Below are 25517 nucleotides of genomic sequence, written 5' to 3' on the forward strand. Positions count from 1 at the left end.
CACTACCTTGAGGGTAGGCAAGGAGGCCCTCACTACTGCCCGAGACTTCGGGGTACGCGCCTGAAGTACGCGAAGGGGGCATTCACGTACCTTCAGGGACGTGGATCTCGACACAGCCCAGGTGCGCGCGTTCGTCGCCACCGCCGACCACGGCCATTTCGGTCGCGCGGCAGAATCCCTGTTCCTCACCCAGCAGGCGCTGTCGAAGCGCGTCCGGAAGCTCGAGGACGCCCTTTCGGTCCAGCTCTTCCGGCGCACCAACCGATCCGTCGAGCTGACCGCCGACGGCGACCGGTTCCTCCCGCACGCGCGCGAGCTGATCCGCGCGGCCGACGCCGCCGTCGCGGCGATGGGCCTGCAGGACCGCCCGCCCCGCCTCGACGTCATCGATCCACGTCTCTCCCCCATGTACATGCTGCGCCGTATCGCTCAGCGAGACCCGGCACTGGCGGTCGAGCGCGTCGCCGGACGTGGACTGGCCAACGCCCTCGACCCGCTGGTCCGCAGCGAGATCGATCTCGCGTTCGGCCGCGTCGCGGACCTCGGCCGCGAAGTGCCCGCGGAACTCGAGCACCGGCTTGTCCGGCTGGAGCCGTTGGTCGCCCTTCTCGCACCGGAACACCCACTCGCGGGCAACGATGTCCTGAAACTGTCCGATCTCCGGAGTGAAGGCATCTGGATTCCGCAATTGGGCGGCCCGGTCGAATGGCTTTCTTATTTGCAACGCCTATGCAAAGAATTCGACGTCCCGATCGACGACTCCGGCGTCAGTTACGACCTCAGACACACACTGGAACAGACTCGCTACGGGAAGCAGCGGGTCACGCTCGCCGGCGCCGACATGGACCTCGCCTCCGACCTCAATCTGCGCGTTCTGCCGTTCGAGCCCTCGCCGCTGTTCCCGTGGTCGGTGGTGTGGCGGCGCGGCGAAGGCCCGGCCCTGCGGCGCCTGCTGGCGCTCGCCGGCCGGACCAGCCACGAAGAAGGTTGGTGCACCTACGATCCCGCGCGGTCTTGGCTGCCGGACGACGATCTCAGACAGTTAGGCGCTGCCCGGTGAGTCCGGTCGCGGGCTTCGCGCCCAGGCGGCCCCTGACGGCACGGGCGGATGCGCCGAGTACAACCCGGTACGAGGCCGATCCGCCCCCACCGCCAGGAACCACCTGGATCACGAAGCCCATCGAACAGACTCACCGGACAACGCCTAGGTGCCGGGCGAACCAGCGCGTGAGCTCGGCGTCGACCAGCTTCGCGTGGTCCGTCTGCGGAGCGGGCTCGAGCCCGGGCGCCTCGGCGAATTCGTGCGCCATCCCCGGGATGGTGACGAGCTCGGATCGCCGCTCCCCCAACGCCTTGTGCAGGGCCTCGGCCGGTTCGGTGATCGAAACGTCGTCCTCCTCGCCGATGACGAGCAGGACCGGCGCGGTCAGTTCGTCGGCCCGCCGCACGTAGTCGTACTCGTTCGCGACCGCGCGGGACCGGTCCGACCAGTGATAGGTGACGTCGTAGACCCGTTCGTTCGCCGCGATCACCGGCGCCAGCTGAGTCACCGGGTTCACCAGCGCGGCAGCCGCCACCGGGATCTCCGGGTGGGTCAGCATCTGCAACGCGACCGCGCCGCCCTGCGAACCGCCGACCAGCCCGACCGGTCCGTCCTCAATGGACAGGCGGGAGCGCAGTTCCGCCACCGCGGCCGGGAACTCCGCCTCGACCTGCCTGGTGAGCGGTTCGACGACATTGAGCACGTTGTCCTCGCTCGCGAGCCGGAAGAAGCCCTCGAAACCGCCATCGGGGAACCGTTTACCGGTCAGCGGCAACCCGAGGTGCACCCGCCACGCGTGCAGGTCCCGCATCGGCAGCGCCGCCGCCATGGCCGTCTCGCTGAACGGCGCGCCCAGCAGATGCCACGTCAGCACCAGCGGCGCCGGACGTTTCCCGTCCGACGGCGGCACCGCCACGAACGGAACTCCCGCGGCAACGCCTTCGATCGTTTCGACACTCATCGTCATGTTCTCCCAGGTCCTCGTTTCCGGCTCTGGAGACAGCTAATCGCGAGGTCAGGGCCGAGATCCAACAGCCGTTCGGACCGCGACGACAACCATCGGTTGTCACGGCACAAGGGAAGAGCGGGCACCGTTGACGCCCTTTGGGGCAGCATTGCTACGACGAACGGCCGCCCACGAAGGAGCCGAAAAAGCGCAAGATACGCGGCCGAAACATGATCATTACCCACGAGCATGATCGACGTGGTAGCGGTGAATCCCCAGCGTGACCAGCGAAGACCCGTCAACCGGCAACATTCGCCTTTTCGTGCAATTCGTTCTGGTTTCGACCGTCACGATGTGGACACAGAGTGATGGGCGTCTGGGCAGATCATGGCGTAGGGGGATATCTTCCTGCCCTAACCTAGCCCCTGTGTCGGGGGCAACGCCTACCGGCGGCTGGTTGGTCATGGGAGGTAGTCGGTGTCAGGAGTGCGTTTTGGACGGGTTTTCGCCGTCGCGGCGGCTGCGTCGCTGGCGCTGGCGGGCTGTGCCGGCGGCAGCAGCTCGTCCGGCAGCGGTGACAGCAGCACGCTGAAGATCGGGTTCATGGGTGACCTCACCGGTGAGAACTCCGGGATCGTGATCCCGCCCCGCAACGGCGCCAAGCTCGCTATCGACGAGTACAACAAGACGAACCCGGCGATCAAGCTGGAGCTCAAGGAATACGACAGCCAGGGCAAGCCCGAGCAGGCGACGTCGCTGATCGCGACCGCCGTCGGCCAGGACAAGATCACCGCGCTGATCGGCCCGGCCTTCTCCGGTGAGTCGAAGGCCATCGGCGGTCAGCTGGAACAGAACAAGATCCCGAGTGTCTCGCCCTCGGCCACCAACGCGGGCCTCTCCTCGAACGGATGGAAGTACTGGCACCGCGTCGTCGCGAGCGACGCCAGCCAGGGACCGGCGATCGCCAACTTCCTCATCACGGCGAAGTCGCCCAAGAAGGCCTACATCATCTCGGACGACCAGGAATACAGCGTCGGCCTGGCCGACAACTTCGAGAAGACCTTGAAGGAGAAGAACGTCCCGTCCGATCGCGACAAGTTCGCCAAGGACGCGTCGGACTACTCCTCGACCGTGCAGAAGGTCAAGGCCGCGAACCCGGACATCATCCTCTTCGGTGGCTACTACGCCCAGGGTGGCCGTCTGCTCAAGCAGCTGCGTGACGGCGGCGTGACCGCCACCTTCGCGACCGGTGACGGTTCGCTCGACGCCCAGCTGGTCAGCGGTGCCGGTGCCGCGGCCGCCGAGAAGGCCGTCGTCGGCTGCCCGTGCAACATCCCGGACGCCGGCTCCACCGACGAGTTCAGCACCAAGTACAAGGCCGCGTTCAACGTCGACCCGGCGATCTACTCGAGCGAGGGTTACGACGCCGCGACCGCCATCATCAACGCGGTCAAGACCGGCGCCAACACCCCGGAGAAGATCAACGAGGCCCTCAAGACGATCGACTTCAAGGGTGCCTCGAAGCAGATCAAGTTCAAGGAGAACGGCGAACCGTCGACGGACGCGATCAACATCTACCAGGTCACCGGTGGTGTCCTGAAGAACCTCGGCGTCTCGACCGAAGCCAAGCTCAACGGCTGACGGAGCAGATAGGAACACCTAACGGAAGCGGGGGCGCTGTGCGGGCACAGCACCCCCGCTTCCCGCAAATGTGGCGAAAGAAATCCTCGCCCCGTCCCGTAAGGCATCCACGTCATGCTTCAAGATCTGCAAGCCCAGTTCCTCGGTAGCACCATCGGCGGACTGGTCGCCGGAAGCATCTACGCCCTCATCGCCCTCGGCTACACAATGGTCTACGGCGTGCTCCGGCTCATCAACTTCGCGCATTCCGAGATCTTCATGATCGGGACGGTCACGTCCCTGTTCGTCCTGATCACCATCGCGGGCGGCACCGCCCCGATCACGCTCGGCGTGTTCGGGATGATCGCCGTACTGCTGCTGATCATCATCGCTTCGGCCGCCGTGTCCGGCGGTGCGGCGGTCCTGCTGGAGCAAGTGGCCTACCGGCCGCTCCGCAAGAAGGGCGCGACCCGGCTCGCCGCCCTGATCTCCGCCATCGGCGCCTCGCTGTTCCTCCAGGAACTGTTCGGCCTCGAGATCATCGAATGGATCACCGACAAATCCGGCCGCGTGCAACAGAACGCGCCGCGCTTCATCCCGCACGAGGAGCTGTTCCACATCGGCAACGGTGTGGTCCGCACGGACCACGTGTTCGTCGTCGTCGGTGCCGTGATCATGATGATCGGGCTCGACCAGCTGGTCAGCCGCACCCGCATCGGCCGAGGTATCCGCGCCACGGCGCAGGATCCCGAAGCCGCCGTGCTGATGGGCGTCAGCATCGACAAGATCGTGCGCCTCACCTTCCTGCTCGGCGGCGCGATGGCCGGTGTCGCCGCCGCGCTGTACGTGATGGAGTACGAGAACACCGACTACCGCATCGGGTTCCTCCTCGGCATCAAGGCGTTCACCGCGGCCGTGCTGGGAGGTATCGGCAACCTGCGCGGCGCCCTGCTGGGTGGCATCGTGCTCGGCTTGGTGGAGAACTGGAGTTCCATCTTCTTCGGTTCGGCTTGGAAGGACGTCACCGCCTTCGTGGTACTGGTGCTCGTCCTGATGTTCCGTCCCACCGGCATCCTCGGTGAATCGCTGCAGCGGGCACGCGCATGAAGGGCAACGAAGAAGTGGCTGAAAAGTCCCCAGAGAACGGAAAGCCGACGCGCGCCGGCTTTCACCCCGTGGACGGTATGCGGGATTGGTGGGCACGCGCTCCGCATTGGCAACGTTATGGCGTGTACATCGCCCTGATCATCGGCGCGCTGATCCTGCCCGCGCCCGCGATCGGTTCGTTCATGTCCCCGGAATCGGACTGGACCACGGTCCTGATCTTCCCGGTCGGGGTGTACATCCTGCTGGCGATCGGCCTGAACATCGTGGTCGGCCACGCGGGCATGCTGGACCTCGGGTTCGTCGCGTTCTTCGCGATCGGCGCGTACACGCTCGCCGTGATGGGCACCCTGCACGGCTGGGGATTCTGGGGCACGCTCGTGCTCGGTATCTTCCTGGCGGCGATGTCAGGGGTGATCCTCGGTGCTCCGACGCTCCGGTTGCGCGGTGACTATCTGGCCATCGTGACCCTCGGCTTCGGTGAGATCGTCCGGATCACCGCGACGAACACCGACGCCATCGGCGGCGCCCGCGGTATCACCAACATCCCGCACCCGGAGCCCATGTTCGGGACCGAGTTCCTGCTCGACCCGGCGCCGTACTACTACCTGATCCTCGCGGCGATCGTGATCGCGATCATCTTCTCGGTGCGGCTGCACAAGAGCCGTGTCGGGCGGGCGTGGGCGGCCATCCGTGAGGACGAGGACGCCGCCGAGCTGATGGGTGTCCCGACGTTCAAGTTCAAGCTGCTGGCGTTCGCCATCGGCGCCATGCTCGGCGGTATGGCCGGTGTGGTCTACGCCAGCAAGGCCGTCTTCATCGAGCCGAACAACTTCCCGTTCATCCTGTCCGCGACCATCCTCGCGGCCGTGGTGCTCGGTGGTGCGGGCAATCTGCCCGGTGTCATGCTCGGTGCCTTCCTGGTCGCCTGGCTTCCGGAGCGGTTCCGGTTCCTGTCCGAGTACCGCATCCTGATCTTCGGTGGTGTGCTGGTGCTGATGATGGCGCTGCGGCCGGAGGGTCTGCTGCCGTCGCGGCAGCGCAAGGCGGAACTACACGAAGGAACGGGCGGGATGGGTGCCATGGGCGCCGAAGTCGCGGGTCCGGATTCCGAGGCTTCGGCGGAGGTGACGAAATGAGCGCGCTGCTCGAATTCGACAACGTGACGATGCGCTTCGGCGGTGTCACGGCCTTGAAGGAAGTCAACCTCACCATCAACCAGGGTGAGATCTTCGCCCTGATCGGCCCGAACGGCGCGGGGAAGACCACGGTCTTCAACGTGATCACCGGCGTCTACCGGCCGACCGAGGGCCAGGTGCGCTTCGGCGACACCCGGGTCGACGGGATGAAGCGGTTCAAGATCAACCAGGCCGGGATCGCCCGCACGTTCCAGAACATCCGGCTGTTCCACAACATGTCGGCGTTGGAGAACGTGATGGTCGGTGCGGACTCGCACCACAAGACCGGCGCGATTTCGGCGACGCTGGGCCTGCCCGTGCACCGCAAGGAAGAGAAGCGGGGCCGCGAGCTGGCGAGGGACCTGCTGGACTTCGTCGGCATCGGCCGGGTCGAGCACAACACCGCGAAGAACCTCTCCTACGGCGACCAGCGCCGTCTGGAGATCGCGCGTGCGCTCGCGACCGACCCGAAGCTGCTGCTGCTCGACGAGCCCGCCGCCGGGATGAACCCGGCGGAGAAGAACTCGCTGCAGCAACTGATCCGCAAGATCCGTGACGACGGCCGGACCGTGCTGCTCATCGAGCACGACATGGGGTTGGTCATGCAGATCGCCGACCGGCTGGCCGTGCTCGACTTCGGCCAGAAGATCGCAGAAGGGCTCCCCCACGAGGTGCAGAACAACCAGAAGGTGATCGAGGCTTACCTGGGGGTGGCGGAAGATGCTTCTTGAGGTTCAGGACATCAACGTCCACTACGGGAAGATCGCCGCGCTCAAGGGAATGAGCATCGAGGTCGGCGAGGGCGAGATCGTTTCGCTCATCGGGGCCAACGGCGCCGGCAAGACCACGACACTGAAGACGATCTCGGGCCTGCGTCCGCTGACCAGCGGCCGGATCCTCTTCGACGGCAAGGACATCTCGAAGACGCCCGGCCACAAGCGGGTCGAGCTCGGGATCGGCCAGTCACCGGAAGGCCGGGGCGTGTTCCCCGGGATGACGGTGCAGGAGAACCTCCTGATGGGTGCCTACACCCGCAAGGACGACCTGAAGGCCGACCTCGACGAGGTCTACGAGCTGTTCCCGCGGCTGAACGAACGCAAGACCCAGTTCGGCGGCACGATGTCCGGTGGCGAGCAGCAGATGATCGCCATCGGCCGCGCGCTGATGACCAAGCCCAAGGTGCTGCTGCTCGACGAGCCGTCCATGGGCCTGGCGCCGATGCTGATCGCGCAGATCTTCGACATCATCCGCGAGATCAACAAGCGCGGGACCACGGTCCTGCTGGTGGAGCAGAACGCGCAGCAGGCGCTGAAGCTCTCCGACCGCGCGTACGTGCTGGAGACCGGTGAAGTGGTCAAGAGCGCCCGCGGTGCCGAGCTGCTGGACGACCCGCAGGTGCGGGCCGCCTACCTCGGTGGTGACCTGGGCGTCTGACGCCTTCGAGAAGGGCCCCGTCGCGTTTCGCGGCGGGGCCCTTCTCATGTCAGCTTGATGTCGGTGCCGGTGAGGTTCTTCATGTCGGTCAGCGTCGGACCGCCGAAAGCCCGCAACACCAAGGGTTTCGCCTCCTTGGGCAGGTCGAAGTAGAGATCGAACTCGACCCGCACACCGCGCCCCAGTTCGAACTTGTCCGGTTGCCGCTTGATCGTCATCGCCTGATTGTCGACCGCGATCACCTCGCCGGCATCGGTGACCAGCTGCTGGCGCCTTGTGTCGAAGAGGATTCCGGACAGACCCTTGCCCGTGACCACCAGCCGGAGCCGCACGAACTGTCCCTTGGCCTCGAACTCGGCGTGGCTGCCGGTGAGGCTGGGGAGCCCCGCGGCCAGCCCGATGAGGGAGAACTCGGTCTCCCCGTTGAGCGCGGGCGGCAGGTGCAGCGCGGTCTCGTCCGGGCGGACCTCCCGTGCGGGGAGGTCGTAGACGGGTTTGGCGGGCGGCTGTTCTTGCTCGGCGGAACATCCGGCGAGCAGGAACAGGACCGAGGCCGCCGCCGTCAGGCGCTTTCTCATCGGACGACCTCCACGCTCAGGTGCGGCCACCCGTCGATCTCCGGCAGCCGTATCGCGCCGATCTCCTCCCCTGGCAGGAAACGCACCGTCGTGCCGGTCGTGCCGTCGTCGTCGATCGGCGACAGGTCGGTGGCCGGGACACCGCGTTCGTAACGCTGGGTCCAGGAACCGTTGCGACGCCGGTTGGTGTGCACGAGCCAGTCGCTCAGCGCGGCCACGACCGACACACCGCGGCGCGGATGACCGTCCGGGAGCCGTTGCGCCTCAGGGGAATCGAAGAAACGCAGATCCTTGGTCGACATGACCGGCTTCTTCACGAAGCCGCCGTGCCCGTCGGCGCGGGTGTCGGTGCCCCGGCCGTCGTCCGCCACGGAGATCGAGCCGTCGGGATGGGCCGTGACGACGGCATGCCCGCCGCCGGTGCTTTCGGCTTCCTCCGCCGCGTAGGCGAGCACTTCGAGGACGAGGTGCGCGACCCCGCCGGGGGCGAACTCCCCAGGGTTCCGGCGGATGCGCGCCAGATGGTCGAGGTCCACCGAACCGGCCCAGTCGTGCGTGGTGTTGCGCCATTCACTCACCCCGTCGATTCTGCCTGGTCCGGGGCTACTGTGCGGCTGTGGAATTACGTCGTCTTCGATATCTGTGTGCCGTGGCGGAGGAAGGGCATCTCACTCGCGCCGCGGAGCGCCTCGGCATCCGATCGTCGTCGCTCAGCCAGCAGATCATCGCGCTGGAACGGGAACTGGACGCGACGTTGTTCGTCCGCACCCAGGCGGGGATGACGCCCACCGCCGCCGCGCTGGCGCTGCTCCCCCACGCCCGCCGGATGCTGGAGGAGGCCGACCTCGGCGCACGGGCCGTACGCGACACCGTGGGCCGGCCGCTCCGCGTCGGCGTGACGCCGGGCGCGCCGCCGACCGTCCTAGCGACCCTGTACGCGGAAGCGGTGGAGATCGACGACCTCTCCGCGGCACGGCAGCTCGAACTCCTCCGCCGCGGCGCGCTCGACGCCGGTCTGCTCGCCCTTCCGGAGGACGTGGACGGCCTGCGGGTGGTCGTCGTGAGCGAGCGGCCGCTGGGCGTGCTCGTCGTGGACACCCACCCGTTGGCTCGGCTGGACACCGTGGGCTGGGAGGACCTCGCCGGGCTGGACCTCCTTCTGTACGAACGGAAGCTGGCCCCTGGGTATCACGACGCGCTGCTCGCGGACTGCGCGGCGGCGGGCTGGCGGCCGGCTCACGTCCGCCCCGGGCCGCCTCGGCGGTCGCTGTTCGTCGCCGAGTTGCGGCACGGCGGCGACGTCGTCGCGTTGCGTCCCAGGGACGAGCAGGCCGAAGGTCTGCGTTGGTCGCCGCTGCGGGAGCCGCCGGTCGTTCGGCACGCGCTCGTGTGGGATGCGGCGCACGAGTCTTCGGAGCGGATCGCGGCGCTGGTATGACAGCGACCACATCGGATCTCCGCGCCACCCGCCCGGCCTCCCCTCTTCGGTGATCCCGAACGGCCGTACGGATTCGCCTCGTGGACGGCCCCCGCGTTTCGCGATTACCTCACGGTATTCGAGAACGAAGGAGAATCGTCATGCGACAGTGGGGTTTCGTGTACTTGGCCGATGGCTGCGACCCGGCAAGGGATGTGTCCCGTGTAGACAGTGGGGAATGCCTGACGGTGCTGATCGGCGTCGGCCGCGTGGACCAGGTCGTCGCCGCGGCCCGGCGGCTGGTCGGCGAAGGGGCGCAGCTGATCGAACTGTGCGGCGCGTTCGGTCCCGTGTGGACGGCACGGGTGATCGACGCGGTGGGAAGCGAGGTCCCGGTCGGAAGCGTCATGTATGGCGCCGAAGCCACCAAACAGCTTCACGACCTGTTCGGTCTCGGGGCCTAGCAGGTTTCGCTGTGCGCGGCCTCGACACAGGCTGCGGGCTCGGCGTGCCCCGCAGCCTGGTACAGCAGGGTGTACAGCGTCTCGCGCTGATCCTTGTCGAGCGCGCCGAGCACCTCGTCCTCGACCGCGGCGAGGGCGAACTCGGCTTTGACGAGTTGCTTCACGCCGACGTCGGTGAGTTCGACGATGTGACGGCGCCGGTCCTCAGGTGACCGCCTGCGTTCGATCAGGTTCGCGGACTCGAGGTCGTTCAACAGCCCGACGACGTTCGTACCGTCCATCTCCAGCGTCTTCGCGAGGTCCTGTTGCGAACAGCCGCCGAGGTCACGCAGCACGGTCAGCGCGACGAGATGCCGGGGCCGCAGGCCGAGCGGGGCCAGGACGGACTCGCTGCGCAGCCGGATCCGGCGGGTGACGTGGTCGAGCAGCGCGCCGCAGCGGTGCGGGGGCTGGTTCACGACCGGGAGTTCGGGCACTCGTCAAGTGTACGTTCCCTCCATGATGACCGACACGTCATCAATGGTTTGCGTTACACAAACTATCTATGCAAGATAGTAGGCATGACGAACCTGCTGCACATCGACTCGAGCATCACGGGCGAGCACTCGACCAGCCGCCGCCTCACCGCGCGGGCGTCCGCCGCCTGGCGCGCCGCGCATCCGGAGGGCACCGTCACCTACCGCGACCTGGGTGCCGACCCGCTGCCGCATTTCGACGCGGTGAGCAATGTGGCCAGGACGACTCCGCCGGAGCAGCACACCCCGGAACAGGCCGCGGCCTGGCGGCTCATCACGGAACTGGTCGACGAGGTCAAGGCGGCCGACACGATCCTGCTGGGCCTGCCGCTGTACAACTTCGGCCCGCCGAGCACGGTCAAGGCCTGGGTCGACCACCTGATCGTGCCCGGGCTGACGCTCGACGCCGAGACCAGGGAAGGCCTGCTCGGCGACCGCGACTTCATCGTCGTGGTCTCACGCGGTGGCGGTTACGGCGAAGGCACCCCGCGCGAAGGCTGGGACCACGCCCAGTCGTGGATCCCGCACGGCGTCTCGCTGACCGGCCTCGAACCGCGGTTCGTCACCGCCGAGCTGACCCTGGCGAAGACCAACCCGGCGATGGCGGACCTCATCCCGCTGGCCGAAGCCAGCCAGGCCGAGGCCGAGCGCGCCATCGACGCGCTGTGGACGCCGGTGGCGGCCTGACTCGTGAGTGGTAAGGACGGTTCTAACCGTCCTTACCACTCACGAGAACTCAGCCGATGCCCGCGGCGAAGACGTGCATCGCGCTGTTCGACGGAAGCGTCACCGCGACGACCTCCTTCCCCGCGGTCAACGGGATCGAGTTCGCGAACACCCGGTACGGCGTGGTCGGATACGCCGCCCCCGTACGGGTGTTCTTGCCCATCACGGTCGCCACCGTGGTCGCGCCGTACTGGGCGGGATCCGCGCAACACCAGTTGGGGAAGCCGAGTTCGGCCTGGCTCGTGCTGCCATCGGCGTAGCGGACGACAACGGTGCCCTTCGCCGTGCCAGTACCGGTTCCGGCCAGCACGAGCTTCGCCCCGGTACCGCGCACCGCGATGGTCTGTCCGGACGCGAGGACGTTGTCCTTCTGCCCGGTACCGGTTTGCGGCCAGGTCAGCTGAGCACCGAGCGCGGAGAAGCCCGCGCCGGACTTGAGACCGGCTTCGGCGAGGCCTTCCGCCCGGAAACTGCTGCCGCCGCCGTCGATGTCCCCCACCGCGACGTGGGCCGCGTCGGTAACGCCGACGTTGCCGTAGGCCGCGGCCAGCGAAGCGTGCGGGACGGTGACCGTCACCGAGTCGGTGACCCGGTTCTCCCCGAGCCGCGCCTGGTACGACGCCGACGCGGTGAGCTGGTAGTCGTCCGGTTTGATCCCCGCGTCCGGCGTCACCTTCACCGGCACCCGTACGGTCTCGCCGGGCATCACCAGTCGCGGCCCGGCAGGCACCTCGGCGCGGAAGCCGTTGGCCGGCAGGGAGAACTTGACGTTCCGGACCGGTAGAGGAGTGCCGTTGGTGAAGCTCAACGTGCCGGTCGCGGTCTGCCCAGGACCGGCGACCGCCGGGACGGACAGGGTGACCGAGCCGTTGCGATCCTCCGGGAAGATCCCGCCGACCGCGCTCGTGCCGAACAGGCGGACGTCCTGGCGGTCACCGGCGCCGATCTTGCCGGTCTTGACCCGCACGACCCCGCCGGCGGCCGGGTCGAACCACCAGCCCGACGCCGCCGCGTCCAGTTCGGCCCTGCTGCCGTACTGCCGCAGGATCGAGGTCCCGGCCAGAACCGTCGCGGGCTTGCTTCCCGTGTGGACTGTCAGCTGGTAGTTCCGCGACGCGGGCTTCCCGGCGTAGGAACCGGAACTGGCGCCGATCCCGACCGTGACCGTGCCCAGGCCGGACGTCGGCGCGTCGACGGTGAACGTCTGCTTCGCCTGGTCGCCGTTCTTGTACGCCCTGGTCACGCCGTCGTCCTCGGTGAGCGTGAACGAACCCTTGCCCTGCGGGTAGACGTCGAGGTCGAGCACGCCCTTGTCCCTGGTCTGCCACGACTTCGTGCCCTCGGCCCACATCGGCACCACGGCCCCGGCGCGGACGAACAGCGGCAGCGTGTCGAGCGGCGCGTCGTAACCGTCCACAGTGGTCGGACCGGTGTAGGTCTTGCCGCTCCAGTAGTCGACCCAGGTGCCCTTCGGCAGGTAGATGCCGTTGCGCACGGTCGAGTTCTCGTACACCGGCGCGACCAGGAAATCCTTGCCGGACAGGAACTCGTACTTCGCCTTGTCGCCCCAGACGTTCGGGTCGTCCGGGTACTCGAGCGCCAGCGGGCGGACCTGGCCGACGCCGGTCTTGTGCGCCTCCACCGAATGGCTGTAGGTGTAGGGCAGCAGCCGCTCCTTGAGCAGCAGGTACTTGCGGTTGATCGAGGTGTACGGCTCGCCGTAGCGCCACGGCTGCTTGTCCGACGCGGCCCAGCCGTCCATCGTCATCGAGACCGGCAGGAACGCCTTCCACTGCAGGTCGCGGACGTAGGTCTGCGGGCTGCCGCCGAAGATGCCGTCGATGTCGCCGGTGTTGTACGCGATCCCCGACGTCGTGGCGCCGGCGTAAGTCGGGATCTGCCACTTGATGTAGTCGTAGGAACCGGCCTGGTCGCCGCTCCACAGCACGCCGCAGCGCTGGGCGCCCGCCCAGCTGACCGGTGTCCAGACGAAACCGCGCGCGTCGCTGTTGTCCTCGATGCCCTTGTGCGCGGTGTCGCACGCGTCCAGCGCGAACTGGTATCCCGGGCCGACCCACGCGACGTCCAGTTTGCGGACCCGGACCCCGGCCTTGACCTCCTCGACCTGGTTCGGCACGCCGTCCTCGGTCCACAGTCCGAGTTGCATGTTGTTCTTGCGGAGGCCTTCGCCGGTCTGCTGGAGGTTTTCGTATCCGCAGCCGTAGCCGTCGTTGACCAGCATCCAGCCGTTCGGCATCCCGTGCTCGGTGTACCCCTCCGCGACCTTCACCGCGTCCAGGGTGTGCCGCTCACCGCGGTTGGCGTTGTGCAGGTAGCAGTCGGCGTCACCGTGTTCGAGACCGTAGAGCGGTGGCAGGAAAGGCTTCCCGACCAGATCGGTGTAGCCGGAGATGACGTCCTTGAGCCCGTCGCCGACGACGTACGTCGCGTCGAAGCGGCGCTCGTCGTGCGTGGTGCGCACCGGCTCGGTGAAGGCGTAGGTGCCTTGCGCGAAGGTGTTGCGCAGCACGCCGTATCCCGCCGTGGAGGCGTAGAACGGCTGCGAATTCGGGGCCCCGCCGTCGTTCCAGTTGTAGTCGGCGAAGATCCGGATCGTCTGGTCGCGGTGGCTGAAGCGGCCGTTCTGCTCGCCGCCGCCGACGAACTGCTCGGTCGCGGTTCGCGCCAGGGTCTGCGTGGTCTGTTTGCCGGTCCAGGACAGCGGTGCCGACTCCTCCCAAAGCCGCTTGCGGTCCGCGCCGTCGTACAACGCGAGCCGCAACGGGTGCTTGTACGCCCGCAGCGTGGCCTTGGCCGTGGAAACCGCCCAGTAGTCCCCCTTGTCGGCCCTCTTCGGCGTGACCGGGTCACCCGTGCGCGGCAGCACGATCTTGCTCCCGGCCGGATCGGTGAACGTGCCGTCCGGCGCCAGCCAGACCCGGACAGCGCCTTCGGCCGGGAAGCTGACGCGCACCGCGGCGCTTCCCGAATTCAGGGTGACCGTGGCGCCGTCGCCGGAGATCCCGGTCAGATCGCCCAGCTTGCCGGATGCCGCCGCGGCCGGATCGGCGTGCGCGGCGACCGGGGAAAGCCCGAGTAAGGCCACTGCGGCCAAACAACTCAGGGATTGCGCAACTCTGCTCATTCGAGACACCTTTCGCGCATGAATACGCAAGATGGTCTCTGTATAGCGCACGGTTCGCGCAAAGTCATCCGCCGAAGCGGTGCTGCCGACTTTCGTCGGGTCGCCGAAGATCCTTATGTCACAAGGAGTGCGCAAAAGACGTGAAGGCCCCCTTCCCTACCCTCAAGGTAGGGAAGGGGGCCTTCACGGACTTGGTCAGACGGCTTGGACCTCGACGCCGGCGGCCTCGAACGCCCGCAGCACCTTCGGATCGGCGTTGGAGTCGGTCACCAGCGCGTGCACCTGGGGAGTCGCGCAGATCCGCGCGAACGCGCGGCGGCCCAGCTTCGATCCGTCGGCGACCGCGACGACGCGTTCCGCCCGCTCGACCATCAGCCGGTTGATACTCGCCTCGCCCTCGTGATGCGCGAAGGCGCCGGCGTCGGCATCGAACGCGTCGACGCCGAGGAACAGCAGGTCGATCGTGAGTTCGCTGAGCACGCGAGTCGCCAGCGGACCACTGAGCTCGAACGATTGCGGACGCGCGACCCCGCCGGTGACCACGATCTTCACATGCGGCCGGACCGCGAGTTCGTGCGCGATGTTCAGTGCGTTGGTGACCACCGTCAGCCCGGGCGAATCACGGAGACCGGCCAGATCGGACCGCGTGGCCAGCGACCGCGCGACGCCGGCCGTCGTCGTTCCGCCGTTGAGGCCGACCACCATGCCCTGCGCGACGAGCGCCGCCGCGGCGACGCTGATCCGCTGCTTCTCGGGCACGTGCCGCGCGGTCTTGTACCGCAGCGGCAGGTCGTAGGCGAGATCGTTGGCTACCGCACCACCTCGGGTGCGGGTGAGCAACTGCTGCTCCGCCAGGTGATCGAGGTCGCGCCGGATCGTGGCCGCGGAGACGTTCAGCTCCTCGGCCACGTCCTCGACGTCGATCTTTTCCCGCTGCCCCAGCAGGTCCAGCAGGGTGCTCAGCCGTTCGTGCCGGGCCATCGGCGCCACTCCTAGCTCGCTGCGGCCTATCGCGCATGACGTTGCGCTGTTGGCCACTGTTTCGAGCAGTATGCTGCATCGCGGTTGTCCGCCGCGAGCGGCATACCGGTCGAGCGGCCCAGCCGGTCACTTCATCCGGAAGTCGTGCTCTTCCGGCAGCGGTTCCTCGGAAACCGCTGCCCAGGTGTCGGACAAGGACGTTTCCCCTTCCCTGATGTTCGCGACCTCGAAACCGGTGTCGTACACGGCCTTGGCGCCGGCGACGTCGCCGAGGGCGAGCCGGGTACGGGCGGTCAGCAGGGCGATCCGCCCCTCCACGGGCAGCCCGTCCAGCAGCTCGCTCGCTTCGTCCGGGAGCCCCGCGGCGAGTTGCGCCGCGATGGCCTCGACGACCAGAGGACGCAGTGACGGCGCGAGGGCGACCGCGCGCCGGTACAGCCAGGCGGCTTCGTGCCCGGCCGTGACGACCGCGAGATTCCGCAGCGCCCAAGGGTTCTCGGCCGCCGAGACGGACTCGCGCCAGGCGCCGACCGCGTCCGAATGCCGTCCGGCCGCCCAGTGCGCGACACCGCGGTGGTACCAGGTCAGCCAGTTCTTCGGCGCGTACTCCATGAGATCCGCCCAGTACCGGTTCACCAGCGTCGGCGGCGGCACCGCGAGCGGATCACCGTCCGGCGGCGTCCCGTCGAGCAACGCGAGCCACGGCTCCTGCTCCGGCCCGAGCGACTCGTCCGGGAACGGCGTGCCGGGCAGGCACATCGGCGCGCGCCGGTTCTCCAGCGCGCCCCAGCCGGAACCGGTGGCCAGGAAGGATTCCGGGGTGACGTCGGCGATCTTCCGCCAGTCGCCGTGGTACTCGTCCAGGGCTTCCGCCGACGGCAGACCGGCGGCCACGGCCTCGCGCGCCGTCGCCCAGTCTTCCCCGTGCACCGCGGCCGGATCGGCGACTATCGGCCCGTAGGCCTCCAGCCAGTCCCAGCTCTCCCCCGGCGGCAAGCGCAAGTGCTCCAACTGGGTGCGAGCCAGCCCGGCCTGGATCTCCAGGTAGCCGCCGGCGCCGGGAGCCAGCCACTCCTGCCAGCGGCGTCCACCGGTGGACTCGCCCCACAGGAACAGCTTTCGACCGCGCAACCGACCAGTGGAGGACTGCGCCAGCCCCGTACCGTCAGCCTCGACAGCAGCGACCCACGGCCTTCCGGCCACCTCGAAGAAGTAGTCCGCCGCGGCCTCGGCACGAGCCGGATACGTGAGCTCGCCGGGCACGTCGACCAGGTCGAGCCGCCCCGAATAGCCGTAGTGCCAAGCCTGGGTCGCGGGCGCCAGCACTCGGGTGCCTTCGTTCTGTGGCACCGCGATGTTCGACCACCAGTACACCGGGACGTCGTAGGGATGCGGGTTCCGCACCCGCACGGCCACGAGCAGGTGATCCGAGCCGTCGGGCAGCCAGAAGTCGATCTGGTACGGCAGGTCGCGGGTGCGTTCCCACTCCCACAGCCGCAGCACCGGCGTGCCGTCCGGGCCCTCGATCTCCGCGGCGAACATCGGTTCGCAGGTCAGCGTCGTATGCCCGGTGCTCCCGAGGTTCCACTCGACACCACCCGCGAACCACGCGTCCCGTAAAGCGAGGTTCGCGGGCTGGAACACCGGATTGCGGTAGAGCAGTTCGCGGCCGGACGGCTTGTGGACCAGCGAGTACAGCCGCCCGCCCAACGAAGGCAGCACCGTGGCGCGCAGCTTGTCGTTCTCCAGCACCAACGCCGGGAGCTCGCGTTCCGTGCGCTCGCGGGTGTAGGCGTCCTGCAGCAGGCACGGCAACGGCGTGTCCAGGCGGCCGTAGCCGATGTTCTCCGCCAGATCCGGCGGCAGCTCGTCCACATTGGACACCTTCGCCACCGCTTCGGGCTTCCGGAGCGGCGGCAACGGGTTCTCCGGCCCCAGCTCGGCGGCCGGGAGCACCAGCCCGGCGCGGTACAGGCGGGTCATGCGTCCGGGAGCCGATCGCCGGTGGCGGCGTCGAACAGGTGCACCGCACCCGGTTGCGGCGTCAGGAAGATCGGTTCGCCGCGCTGCCACGGGGCCATGCCCGGCGTGCGGACTGTCAGCACGCGGTCGCCGTCCCGGCAGTACAGGTACTGGTCGCTGCCCAGTTCCTCGACGACCTCGACGACGGCCTCGAAACCGCCATCCCCGATCGTCCAGCCCTCGGGCCGGACACCGACGACGATGCCGGGGCCGGTCAGCGCCGAACGCTGGGCCGGGGTCAGCGGCAGCCGCGTACCTCCGGCGACGGCGCCGTCGCTGTCCACAGTGGTCTCCAGCAGGTTCATCGCGGGCGAGCCGATGAACCCGGCGACGAACACGTTGACCGGCTTGGCGAACAGCCCGACGGGGGTGTCGCACTGCTGCAGGATCCCGTCCTTCAGCACGGCGACCCGATCCCCCATGGTCATCGCCTCGACCTGGTCGTGCGTGACGTACAGCGTCGTGATGCCCAGCCGCCGCTGCAGGGAGGCGATCTGGGTCCGGGTCTGCACCCGGAGCTTGGCGTCCAGATTGGACAGTGGCTCGTCCATCAAGAACACACTGGGCTCGCGCACGATCGCCCGGCCCATCGCGACGCGCTGCCGCTGCCCGCCGGACAGCTTCGCGGGTTTGCGGTCCAGGTACTCGGTCAGGTCGAGCACGGCCGCGGCCTCGCGTACCTTGCGTTCGCGTTCGGCCTTGGCCATCTTCGCCAGCTTCAAATGGAAGCCGATGTTCTCCCCCACCGTCATATGCGGGTAGAGCGCGTAGTTCTGGAACACCATCGCGATGTCCCGCTCCTTCGGCGGCAGTTCGGTGACGTCGCGGTCGCCGATGTGGATGGAGCCGTCGTCGACGCCCTCCAGCCCGGCGAGCATCCGCAAGGTGGTCGACTTCCCGCAGCCGGACGGGCCGACCAGCACCAGGAACTCGCCGTCGGCGACCTCGAGGTCGAGTCCGTCGACCGCGGGGCGTTCGACTCCGGCGTAGAACCGGGTGGTGTCGGAGAAGGTCACGGTGGCCATCAGGTCCTACTTTCCGGCGCCGAGGGTCAGGCCGGTGATGATCCGGCGGGCGAGCACGAGGTAGAGCACGAGCATCGGGAGCACGACGATCGCCACCCCGGCGATCAGGCCGCCGTACTCCGACTGGTAGCTCGCGGCCCCGTAGAAGGTGAAGAGCGCGCGGGAGAGCGTGAAATGCGCTTGGTCCTTGAGGAACACGATCGCCAGCAGCGTCTCGTTCCACAGGCCGATGGCGTTCAGCGTCAGCGCGGTGATCATGCCGCCGCGGGTCAGCGGCAGCATGACCGAGAAGAACGTGCGCGTCGGCGACGCACCGTCGAGCGCGGCCGCCTCCTCCAGCTCGTCCGGCAGCGACCGGAAGAACCCCGTCATGAGGAACACCGTGAACGGGATCGACAGCGCCACGTACAGCACGAACAGGCCGTACTCGTTGTCCAGGTGCACTTTGCTGAGCACCACGAACAGCGGGATGATGACCGTCTGGAACGGCACGCCCATCCCGATCGCGACGACGTTCGTCATCGGGCCGGCACCGCGGACACCGAGCCTGGTCAGGGCGTACGCGCAGGGCGCCGAGACGGCGACGGTCACGACCGTCGCCAGCCCGACCAGGAGCACGGTGGTCAGCACGGCTTGCCCGAAGCCGGCGTTGTTCCAGGCGTAGATGAAGTTCCGGAACGGCTTGCCGACATGGAACCACTGGTACGGCAGGGCGAACGGCTTGGTGAAGATCTCCACCGGTGTCTTGAACGACGCCGTGAGCAGCCAGTACAGCACCAGGATGTTGCCCGCGGTGAACAGCCACACGATCGTGGAACCCAGTACCCGCAACGGGCTGAACCGCTTGGAGCCGGGCGCCGGACGCGGTTTGCGTGGCGGCTTGCGCACCGGTTTCGGCGACGGGCGCGCAGGCGCCTCGACGTCGGTGACGGACATGTGATCTCCCTCAGAACTGGATCGCGTCACGGCGCATCAACCGGCGGAGCAGGACGACGAGCACGGACACCAGTGCGATCATCGCCACCGCGCAGGCACACGCGGCACCGAAGTCCGGTGTGCCGTTCGAGCCGAAGGTCCGGTCGAACACGTAGATCCCCAGCGTCCACGCCTCGTTGGGCGGGGCGTAGGTGCCCGGACCGGCGAGTACGAACACCAGCTCGAAGATCTTGAGCGCGTTGATCGTCCACAGCACCCCGGCGACACCGACGACGTCCCAGGTCATCGGCAGCGTGATGTTCTTGAACTTCTGCCACGGCGAAGCGCCGCCCAGCTCTGCGTCCTCGTAGAGATACGGCGGGATGCGGTCGACCGCGGCCATCAGGATGGTGATGTAGAAACCCGAGCTGGCCCAGATCAGCGAAGCCGTCACCACACCGGTCACATTGGACGGTGCGAGGAACTTCGCCGCGTCCGCGCCGAGGCTTTCCAGCACGTAGTTCGCCAGGCCCTGCTTCCCCGGCTGGTACTTGAAGACGAAGCCGAGGAACATGCCGAGCGCGACCGGCGCCACGATGTTCGGGAAGAACAGGATCGCGCGGACGATCTTGCCGCCCTTCATGTCCCGCAACACCATGGTGAACAGGAACGCCAGCGCGAACGTGCCGATCCCGCCGAGGAACACGTAGATCAGCGTGTTGCGGAAGGCGTACTGGAACGAGTCGCTCGCCCACATCTGCGTGTAGTTGGTGACGCCGTTGGGTTCCGGCGTGTCCCCCGCGCCGGCCCAGCTGGTGAAGCTCAGCACGACGGTCGCGATCGTCGGCAGGACCAGGAAGGCCAGGTACAACACCAGCGCCGGCGCGGCGAACGGCCAGAACAGCCGTTTCTTGCGACTCAGGTGCGCCCCGGCCTTCACGGCCCGCGCCGGCGGTGTCGCCGGAGTCGTGACTGTCGCCATCAGCCCTGGTTCTTCCAGAATTCGGCGCCCTTGGTGGCGAGCTGGTCCACGAACTGCTGCGGGGTGATCTGGCCCTTCAGCAGCGCGATGTCGGCGGGGTCGAAGACGTCGGTCTGCCATTTGCCGCCGGCGATGCCGTCGATCCCGTCGTACTGCAGGACGTGCTCCTTCTTCGGGTCGTCCAGCGCGGCCTTGACCTGCTTGAGGTCGTCCGGCACGGCGAGGTCGGCGCGCGGCACGAGGTTGTCGGCCACGATCGGGATGCCGGCGAGCAGGTCCTTGTTGAGGAAGTAGGCGATGAACGCCTTGGCCGCCTCGGCGTGCTTGGCCTTCTTGGTCACCGAGAAGCCGATCGACATCTGCTCGACGGTGTCGTGCGTGGCGCCTTCGGGCATCGGGAACTGGAAGGAGCCGTAGTTGATCTTCGTCCCGGCTCCCTGCTTGTCCAGGTATTCACGGGTCTCGCTCGGCGCCCAGCTGCCGACGTAGAGGAACCGGGAATCGCCGTCGGCCCAGCGCTGCTGCACCTGCGGGAACTTCGCCGCGTCCCAGCCGTCGATGAAGTACTTGGGCAGCTTCGCGGTTTCGGTGGCCGCCTTGAGGAAACCGGGCTCGGTCTTCCACGCCTGGCCGGTCTTGTCGGTGGCGGCCTTGTAGAGCCCGCCCGCGCCGACGTACCGCTCGGCGAGCTGGGTGTAGAAGTACATGTTGTAGAACGGGATGTCGCCGTCGAGGCTGATGGCGGCCTTGCCGTCGGCCTTGGCCTTGTCGAACAGGCCGATCAGCTCGTCCATCGTCTTCGGCTGCTGGATGTCGCCGGCGGTGTCCTTGTTGAACCACCACGCGCTCGACTGGATCGTGTACGGGACCATGAAGTTGTGGCCCTCGCGGTCCTTGTTCTGCGGGAAGTCGTACGAGCTTGGCGAAAGTACGTCCTTGACGGTCTTGTCGCCCTCGCCGACCTTCATCGCGAACACGTCGTCGACGCTCTGCGTGCCGCCCGGCGTCATCACCGCCGCGCCGACCTTGCTGACGTCCTGGTCGAACAGGTCCGGCACGGCGTCGGTGTTCAGCGCGGGCACCAGGTTCTGGGTGTAGGCCTTGCGGCCCAGCCACTGCACGTCGACCTTGACGCCGGTCTTCTCCTGGAAGCATTTGAAGGCCTTCTGGAGGACCTTGCCCTGCGGCTCGTCGGCCGTCCACATCGACCAGTACGTGAACTCCTTGTCCGTCACGGGTTTCACCCCCGCCTCCGGACAGGGCGCGTTGAGGAACTGGTCGACGCCCGGGAGCGCGTTCTCGCCGGTGCCACCGGCCACGTCCCCGCCGCCGCATCCCGCGAGCAGGAGCGCCGCCCCTGCCGTCAATGCCGTGAGCCTGCCTACCCGCATCCGCCACCACCTGGATCGAAGATCACACAAGTTCTGCTTGTTGTTGCGCAGTTTTGTGAGGTTTCGCGCACATGTCAACAGTCAATCGCGCAAAGTCTGCTCAATCGTCACCTTGACCGGTTCAACCTGATCAAGCTTGAGCACTCCCAGCAGTCGCCGCACCTCGACGGCGACCGCGGCGCGCCCGGCACCGAGGTATTTCCGGGGGTCGACGCGCTCCGGATGCGCACGCCAATCCTCCGCCGCGGCCGCGGTGAACACCTTGTTGAGCTGGGTGGCGATATTGATTTTCGTCATCCCCGCTCGCACGGCTTCGGCCAGCCCGTCGTCGGGCACGCCGGACGAACCATGCAGTACCAGCGGTACCGGCACCCGCTCCCGCAGCCTTGCGATCAGCTCGAAGTCCAATGCGGCGTCACGGGTGAGCATGGCGTGCGAACTGCCCACCGCCACCGCGAGCGCGTCGACCCCGGTGGACGCGACGAACTCCGCCGCCTCGTCCGGATCCGTGCGCGCGCCGGGTGCGTGGACGCCGTCCTTGCCCCCGACCTCCCCGAGTTCGGCCTCCACCCACACGCCGTGGTCGTGGCAGTACGCGGCGACTTCGCGGGTCGCACGCACATTGTCGGCGTAGTCCAGTTTGGACGCGTCGAACATGACGGAGCCGAAGCCGAGCGCGACCGCCTCGCGGACGAGGTCGGCCGATTCGGCGTGGTCGAGATGCACCGCGACCGGCGTGTCCGCACTCCTGGCCATGGCCAGCGCCGCCGCGCCGACCGGCGCCAGCGAGCCGTGGTACTTCACGGCGTTCTGGCTCAGCTGCACGATCACCGGCGCTTCCGCCGCGGCCGCGCCGTCGACGATGGCGGTGAGGTGTTCGAGCTGGATCGCGTTGAACGCGCCGCAGCCGCGCCTGGCCACCGCGGCGGCTCCGACGATTTCCCCGGTTCCCACCAGAGGCATGGCAGTTCTCCTAGTCCGGGCGGGCGCGCACGGCGACCAGCCCCTGTTCGGCTTGGTAGTGCGCCAGGTCGACGTCGCCGGCGAGCGGGCCGAGCACGGCCGCCCCGGACAACGCGACGGCACGGCGCAGGATGTCCGGCCACGGTTCGACGCGGCTGAGCCCCAGCGCCAGTGCCGCGACGACGGCGTCACCCGCGCCAGTGGTGTTGCCGCGGAGCACAGTGGACGGCGCCGCGTGCCAGGTGCCGGATCCGGTCACCGCCAGCAGTCCCTCGGGCCCCAGCGAGACGACGACGGCGCCCGCCCCTGCCTTGCGGAGTTCGGCCGCGGCGGCCACCGGGTCACGCAGGCCGGTGACCTCGCGCAGCTCGTCCGTGTTCGGTTTGACCACGGTCGGCTTCCCGGCCAGTCCGGCGAGCAGCGCATCGCCGGAAGTGTCCAAGATGGACGGTGCGTCACCGAAGAGCCCGGCGTATCCCCCGGCTCCCGGCGGCAGGCTGCCCGAGCAGACGAGCACGTCCGGCTTCCGAGCCCGGACGGCCGCCGCAAGCGCTTGCCATTCGTCCCCGGTGAGCCGTGGCCCTGGCTCGTTGAGCAGCGTGACCGATCCGTCGGCCGCGAGAACCGTGGTGGTGCGCCGGGTTTCGCCGCCGATCGGAACGACGCCCGCCGCGATGCCCGCCGCCGCGAGATCACCCACGACGGCGGCTCCCGTCGAGCCGCCGGCCGTGAAGATCGCGCGGACGTCGGCACCGAGCGTGTGCAGCACGCGGGCGACGTTGACGCCCTTGCCACCCGCCCGGTGCCGCACTTCCCGCACCCGGTGCACGTCACCGGGCCGCAGACCGTCCACTGTGTACGTGACGTCCAGCGCGGTGTTCGGCGTGACGGTGACTATCACGGCGACCTCATTGTCTGTCGGTGAACCCGCGACCGCGATAGCGGGGCCTTCGGCCGGGGCGGGTTCACGCGTCCGGTCACTTTTCCGAATACCTCACAGCTCCGCCAACGGGCTTTCAGGTCAGGACGACGGAACGGGTGAGGCTGCGGGGGTTGTCCGGGTCGAGTCCCTTGCGGGCGGCGATGGCCCCGGCGACACGCTGCGCGCGGACCAGATCCGCCAGCGGGTCCAGGCCGCTCTCGACGAACAGGCCGCCCGCGCGGGCGACGTCGCCGGCCAGCCCTTCCGGCGCCTGCCCGAACATCCAGGTCACCCGGCCGGGTTCGCTGATGCTGATCGGCCCGTGCCGGTAGTCCCAGGCCGGGTACGACTCGGTCCACAGCAGGCAGGCCTCGCGGAACTTGAGCGCGGCCTCGTTCGCGATGCCCACGGACCAGCCGGTGCCGAGGAAGCTGAACTGCTCCGCGGCGACGAGTTCGTCGGGCAGCGGTTCGGCGAGTACGCGTTCGGCCTGGTCGGCGACCACGGTCAGGTCCTCGCCGAGATGGGCGCGCAGCATCGCCAGCGCCGTCGTGGCGAACCGGGTCTGCACGACCGAGCGCTCGTCCACCACGGAGAGGTCGACGATCGTGTCCGCGGCGGTCTCGACCTCGCGCGGCACGCCGGTGATCGCGATGGTCGGCGTCTTGCCCCGGAGCTTCGCCAGCAAGGCGTGGACCTCGGTCGTCGTACCCGACCTGGTCAGCGCCACGACGTGGTCGTAAGTCCGGACGGACGGGAACTCGGACGCGGCGAAGGCGTCGGTCTCGCCGAGCCCGGCGGACTCCCGGAGGACGGCGTACGCCTGGCCGATGAACCACGACGTGCCGCAGCCGACGATCGCGACCCGCGCGCCCGGTGGCGGCAGCAGGTCACTGTTCGCCGAGGCCAGCGCCGCCGCTCCCCGCCAGCAGCCGGGCTGGCTCGCGATCTCCGCCGCCATGAAGGTCCCGCTCATGAACTCCCCATCCGTGCCAGTTGTGCGCAATAGCTGTCACGTTAGGTGCAGTTTTGTGCAACGTCAATGCTCTATTAGCGCACTTTCACGCATTTGCCCCGCGCGGATGTGCAGGATGGACGGGTCGCCTACCGTGGGCGGATGCGGATCGTCTCGCTGCTCCCCGCCGCGACCGACTTCGTCGCGACCCTCGGGCTCCTGCCGTCTCTGGCCGGCCGGACCCACGAATGCGACTGGCCACCCGGCGCGCTGGACGACGTCCCGGTGGTCACGAGCAGCACGATCGACCACGACGTGCTGTCGAGCCGGGAGATTTCGGCGGCCGTCGGCGGCGAGCATCGCGGTTCGGCCCTGTACTCCCTCGACGCCGCGCTGCTCGCGGAGGCCGAACCCGACGTCGTGCTCACACAGGACCTCTGCGACGTCTGCGCGGTCTCCTACCGGCAGGTCTCGGAGACCGTGCGCACGCTGGACGGCGACACGCGGGTGGTCAGCCTCGAACCGCGAACGCTCGACGGCGTCTTCAGCTGTTTGGCCACGCTCGGTGAGGTACTGGGTGTTCCCGAACGTGCGGCTTCCGAGGCTCGTCTTCTCCGGGAACGCTGGGAGGCCGTCCGGGGCCGCGTCGCGGGACGACCGCGGCCGAAGGTGGCGGCCATCGAATGGCTCGACCCGCTCTGGCCGGCCGGGCACTGGGTCCCGGAGCAGATCGAGGCCGCCGGTGGCGTCCCTCTGCTCGCCGCCGCGGGCGAACACACTCGCCCCATCACCTGGGACGCTGTCGCCGAGGCGCGACCCGACGTGCTGCTGCTCATGCCCTGCGGCTTCCCGCCGGAGCGGACCGAGGCGGAATTACCGCTGCTGACCGGCTTGCCGGGCTGGGACGACATCCCGGCCGTGCACATCTTGGACGGACCGGCCTACTTCAACCGGCCAGGCCCGCGCGTCGTCGACGGCGCCGAGATCCTCGCCGATCTCCTTCACTCCCCTTCGCCGCCCACAGATTGAAGCCGACGGCCACGGCCAGCGCGGCGCACCAGATCGCCGGATATCCCGGCGACCAATGCCGGATCAGGGCGATCAGCCCCACGATCAAGCAGAGCCCGGTCCCGACCGCGGTGAACAGCGAGACGGCGCTGGCCAGACGGTTGCCCATGCCCGGCGGGTACCC

24 protein-coding genes are annotated in these 25517 nt (G+C 68.3%); 10 read left to right on the top strand and 14 right to left on the bottom strand.

Annotation, left to right across the window (positions count from 1 at the left end):
• Positions 1–100: 100 nt before the first annotated feature.
• A complete protein-coding gene (locus tag AC069H_RS17165) occupies positions 101–1060 on the top strand; it encodes a LysR family transcriptional regulator (RefSeq protein WP_478232955.1) in 960 nt (319 codons plus the stop codon).
• Between the two features lie 130 nt (positions 1061–1190).
• Here AC069H_RS17165 and AC069H_RS17170 read toward each other — a convergent pair whose 3' ends face one another.
• Entirely contained in the window at positions 1191–2009 is an 819-nt protein-coding gene (locus tag AC069H_RS17170; protein WP_478232956.1) for an alpha/beta hydrolase family protein, read from the bottom strand.
• Between the two features lie 465 nt (positions 2010–2474).
• Between AC069H_RS17170 and AC069H_RS17175 the strand changes: the two genes are divergently transcribed.
• The 5 genes from AC069H_RS17175 to AC069H_RS17195 all read left to right on the top strand — a co-directional run bounded on the left by AC069H_RS17175 (position 2475) and on the right by AC069H_RS17195 (position 7324).
• On the top strand, positions 2475–3629 hold the full coding sequence (locus AC069H_RS17175) for a branched-chain amino acid ABC transporter substrate-binding protein (protein ID WP_478229570.1): 1155 nt from the start codon (positions 2475–2477) through the stop codon (positions 3627–3629).
• 114 nt (positions 3630–3743) lie between these two features.
• Positions 3744–4715 carry a branched-chain amino acid ABC transporter permease gene (locus tag AC069H_RS17180; protein ID WP_340688273.1) on the top strand — a complete coding sequence of 324 codons (972 nt, stop codon included), beginning with the start codon at positions 3744–3746 and terminating at the stop codon, positions 4713–4715.
• Entirely contained in the window at positions 4712–5851 is a 1140-nt protein-coding gene (locus tag AC069H_RS17185; protein WP_016335495.1) for a branched-chain amino acid ABC transporter permease, read from the top strand. Before AC069H_RS17180 ends, AC069H_RS17185 begins: the two co-directional genes overlap by 4 nt.
• Positions 5848–6621, top strand: coding sequence for an ABC transporter ATP-binding protein (locus AC069H_RS17190; RefSeq protein ID WP_478229571.1), 774 nt, complete (start codon positions 5848–5850; stop codon positions 6619–6621). The genes AC069H_RS17185 and AC069H_RS17190 overlap by 4 nt, the downstream gene beginning before the upstream one ends.
• A complete protein-coding gene (locus AC069H_RS17195; RefSeq protein WP_016335497.1) occupies positions 6611–7324 on the top strand; it encodes an ABC transporter ATP-binding protein in 714 nt (237 codons plus the stop codon). The genes AC069H_RS17190 and AC069H_RS17195 overlap by 11 nt, the downstream gene beginning before the upstream one ends.
• Before the next feature lie 44 nt (positions 7325–7368).
• Here the strand turns inward: AC069H_RS17195 and AC069H_RS17200 are convergent, their stop codons facing one another.
• A complete protein-coding gene (locus tag AC069H_RS17200) occupies positions 7369–7902 on the bottom strand; it encodes a hypothetical protein (RefSeq protein WP_478232957.1) in 534 nt (177 codons plus the stop codon).
• The gene (locus AC069H_RS17205; protein ID WP_478232958.1) at positions 7899–8480 is read right to left on the bottom strand and encodes an ATP-binding protein; all 582 of its coding nucleotides are present in this window, start codon (positions 8478–8480) and stop codon (positions 7899–7901) included. The genes AC069H_RS17200 and AC069H_RS17205 overlap by 4 nt, the downstream gene beginning before the upstream one ends.
• Before the next feature lie 71 nt (positions 8481–8551).
• Here AC069H_RS17205 and AC069H_RS17210 point away from each other — a divergent pair, with 71 nt between their 5' ends.
• On the top strand, positions 8552–9340 hold the full coding sequence (locus AC069H_RS17210) for a LysR family transcriptional regulator (protein WP_478232959.1): 789 nt from the start codon (positions 8552–8554) through the stop codon (positions 9338–9340).
• 140 nt (positions 9341–9480) lie between these two features.
• Entirely contained in the window at positions 9481–9783 is a 303-nt protein-coding gene (locus AC069H_RS17215; protein WP_478232960.1) for a DUF6506 family protein, read from the top strand.
• Here the strand turns inward: AC069H_RS17215 and AC069H_RS17220 are convergent.
• Positions 9780–10259: a MarR family winged helix-turn-helix transcriptional regulator gene (locus AC069H_RS17220; RefSeq protein ID WP_478229576.1), complete on the bottom strand. Its 480-nt coding sequence runs from the start codon at positions 10257–10259 to the stop codon at positions 9780–9782. The genes AC069H_RS17215 and AC069H_RS17220 overlap by 4 nt on opposite strands.
• Before the next feature lie 84 nt (positions 10260–10343).
• Between AC069H_RS17220 and AC069H_RS17225 the strand changes: the two genes are divergently transcribed.
• Positions 10344–10985 carry an FMN-dependent NADH-azoreductase gene (locus tag AC069H_RS17225; protein ID WP_478229577.1) on the top strand — a complete coding sequence of 214 codons (642 nt, stop codon included), beginning with the start codon at positions 10344–10346 and terminating at the stop codon, positions 10983–10985.
• Positions 10986–11034: 49 nt separating this feature from the next.
• Here the strand turns inward: AC069H_RS17225 and AC069H_RS17230 are convergent, their stop codons facing one another.
• The 10 genes from AC069H_RS17230 to AC069H_RS17275 all read right to left on the bottom strand — a co-directional run bounded on the left by AC069H_RS17230 (position 11035) and on the right by AC069H_RS17275 (position 24346).
• The gene (locus tag AC069H_RS17230) at positions 11035–14169 is read right to left on the bottom strand and encodes a TIM-barrel domain-containing protein (protein WP_478232961.1); all 3135 of its coding nucleotides are present in this window, start codon (positions 14167–14169) and stop codon (positions 11035–11037) included.
• Between the two features lie 195 nt (positions 14170–14364).
• On the bottom strand, positions 14365–15150 hold the full coding sequence (locus AC069H_RS17235; RefSeq protein ID WP_034316006.1) for a DeoR/GlpR family DNA-binding transcription regulator: 786 nt from the start codon (positions 15148–15150) through the stop codon (positions 14365–14367).
• 126 nt (positions 15151–15276) lie between these two features.
• Complete coding sequence (locus AC069H_RS17240; protein ID WP_478232962.1) at positions 15277–17133, bottom strand: DUF5107 domain-containing protein; 1857 nt, start codon at positions 17131–17133, stop codon at positions 15277–15279.
• Positions 17130–18197, bottom strand: a complete 1068-nt coding sequence (locus tag AC069H_RS17245; protein WP_478232963.1) for an ABC transporter ATP-binding protein — start codon at positions 18195–18197, stop codon at positions 17130–17132. The genes AC069H_RS17240 and AC069H_RS17245 overlap by 4 nt, the downstream gene beginning before the upstream one ends.
• Positions 18198–18203: 6 nt before the next feature.
• Positions 18204–19133 carry a carbohydrate ABC transporter permease gene (locus AC069H_RS17250; protein WP_125682212.1) on the bottom strand — a complete coding sequence of 310 codons (930 nt, stop codon included), beginning with the start codon at positions 19131–19133 and terminating at the stop codon, positions 18204–18206.
• A 10-nt stretch (positions 19134–19143) separates the two neighbouring features.
• Positions 19144–20094 carry a carbohydrate ABC transporter permease gene (locus tag AC069H_RS17255; RefSeq protein WP_478229581.1) on the bottom strand — a complete coding sequence of 317 codons (951 nt, stop codon included), beginning with the start codon at positions 20092–20094 and terminating at the stop codon, positions 19144–19146.
• Positions 20094–21485, bottom strand: a complete 1392-nt coding sequence (locus AC069H_RS17260; RefSeq protein WP_478229582.1) for an ABC transporter substrate-binding protein — start codon at positions 21483–21485, stop codon at positions 20094–20096. The genes AC069H_RS17255 and AC069H_RS17260 overlap by 1 nt, the downstream gene beginning before the upstream one ends.
• 81 nt (positions 21486–21566) lie before the next feature.
• A complete protein-coding gene (locus tag AC069H_RS17265; protein ID WP_478232964.1) occupies positions 21567–22448 on the bottom strand; it encodes a class II fructose-bisphosphate aldolase in 882 nt (293 codons plus the stop codon).
• A 10-nt stretch (positions 22449–22458) separates the two neighbouring features.
• Positions 22459–23349 (bottom strand): 1-phosphofructokinase family hexose kinase, encoded by an 891-nt coding sequence (locus tag AC069H_RS17270; protein ID WP_478232965.1) that lies wholly within the window; start codon positions 23347–23349, stop codon positions 22459–22461.
• A gap of 115 nt (positions 23350–23464) precedes the next feature.
• Entirely contained in the window at positions 23465–24346 is an 882-nt protein-coding gene (locus AC069H_RS17275; protein WP_478232966.1) for an SIS domain-containing protein, read from the bottom strand.
• 141 nt (positions 24347–24487) lie between these two features.
• Here AC069H_RS17275 and AC069H_RS17280 point away from each other — a divergent pair, with 141 nt between their 5' ends.
• On the top strand, positions 24488–25354 hold the full coding sequence (locus AC069H_RS17280) for a cobalamin-binding protein (RefSeq protein WP_478232967.1): 867 nt from the start codon (positions 24488–24490) through the stop codon (positions 25352–25354).
• Positions 25355–25517: the final 163 nt, after the last annotated feature.

Source organism: Amycolatopsis sp. NPDC043887, from assembly GCF_056435665.1.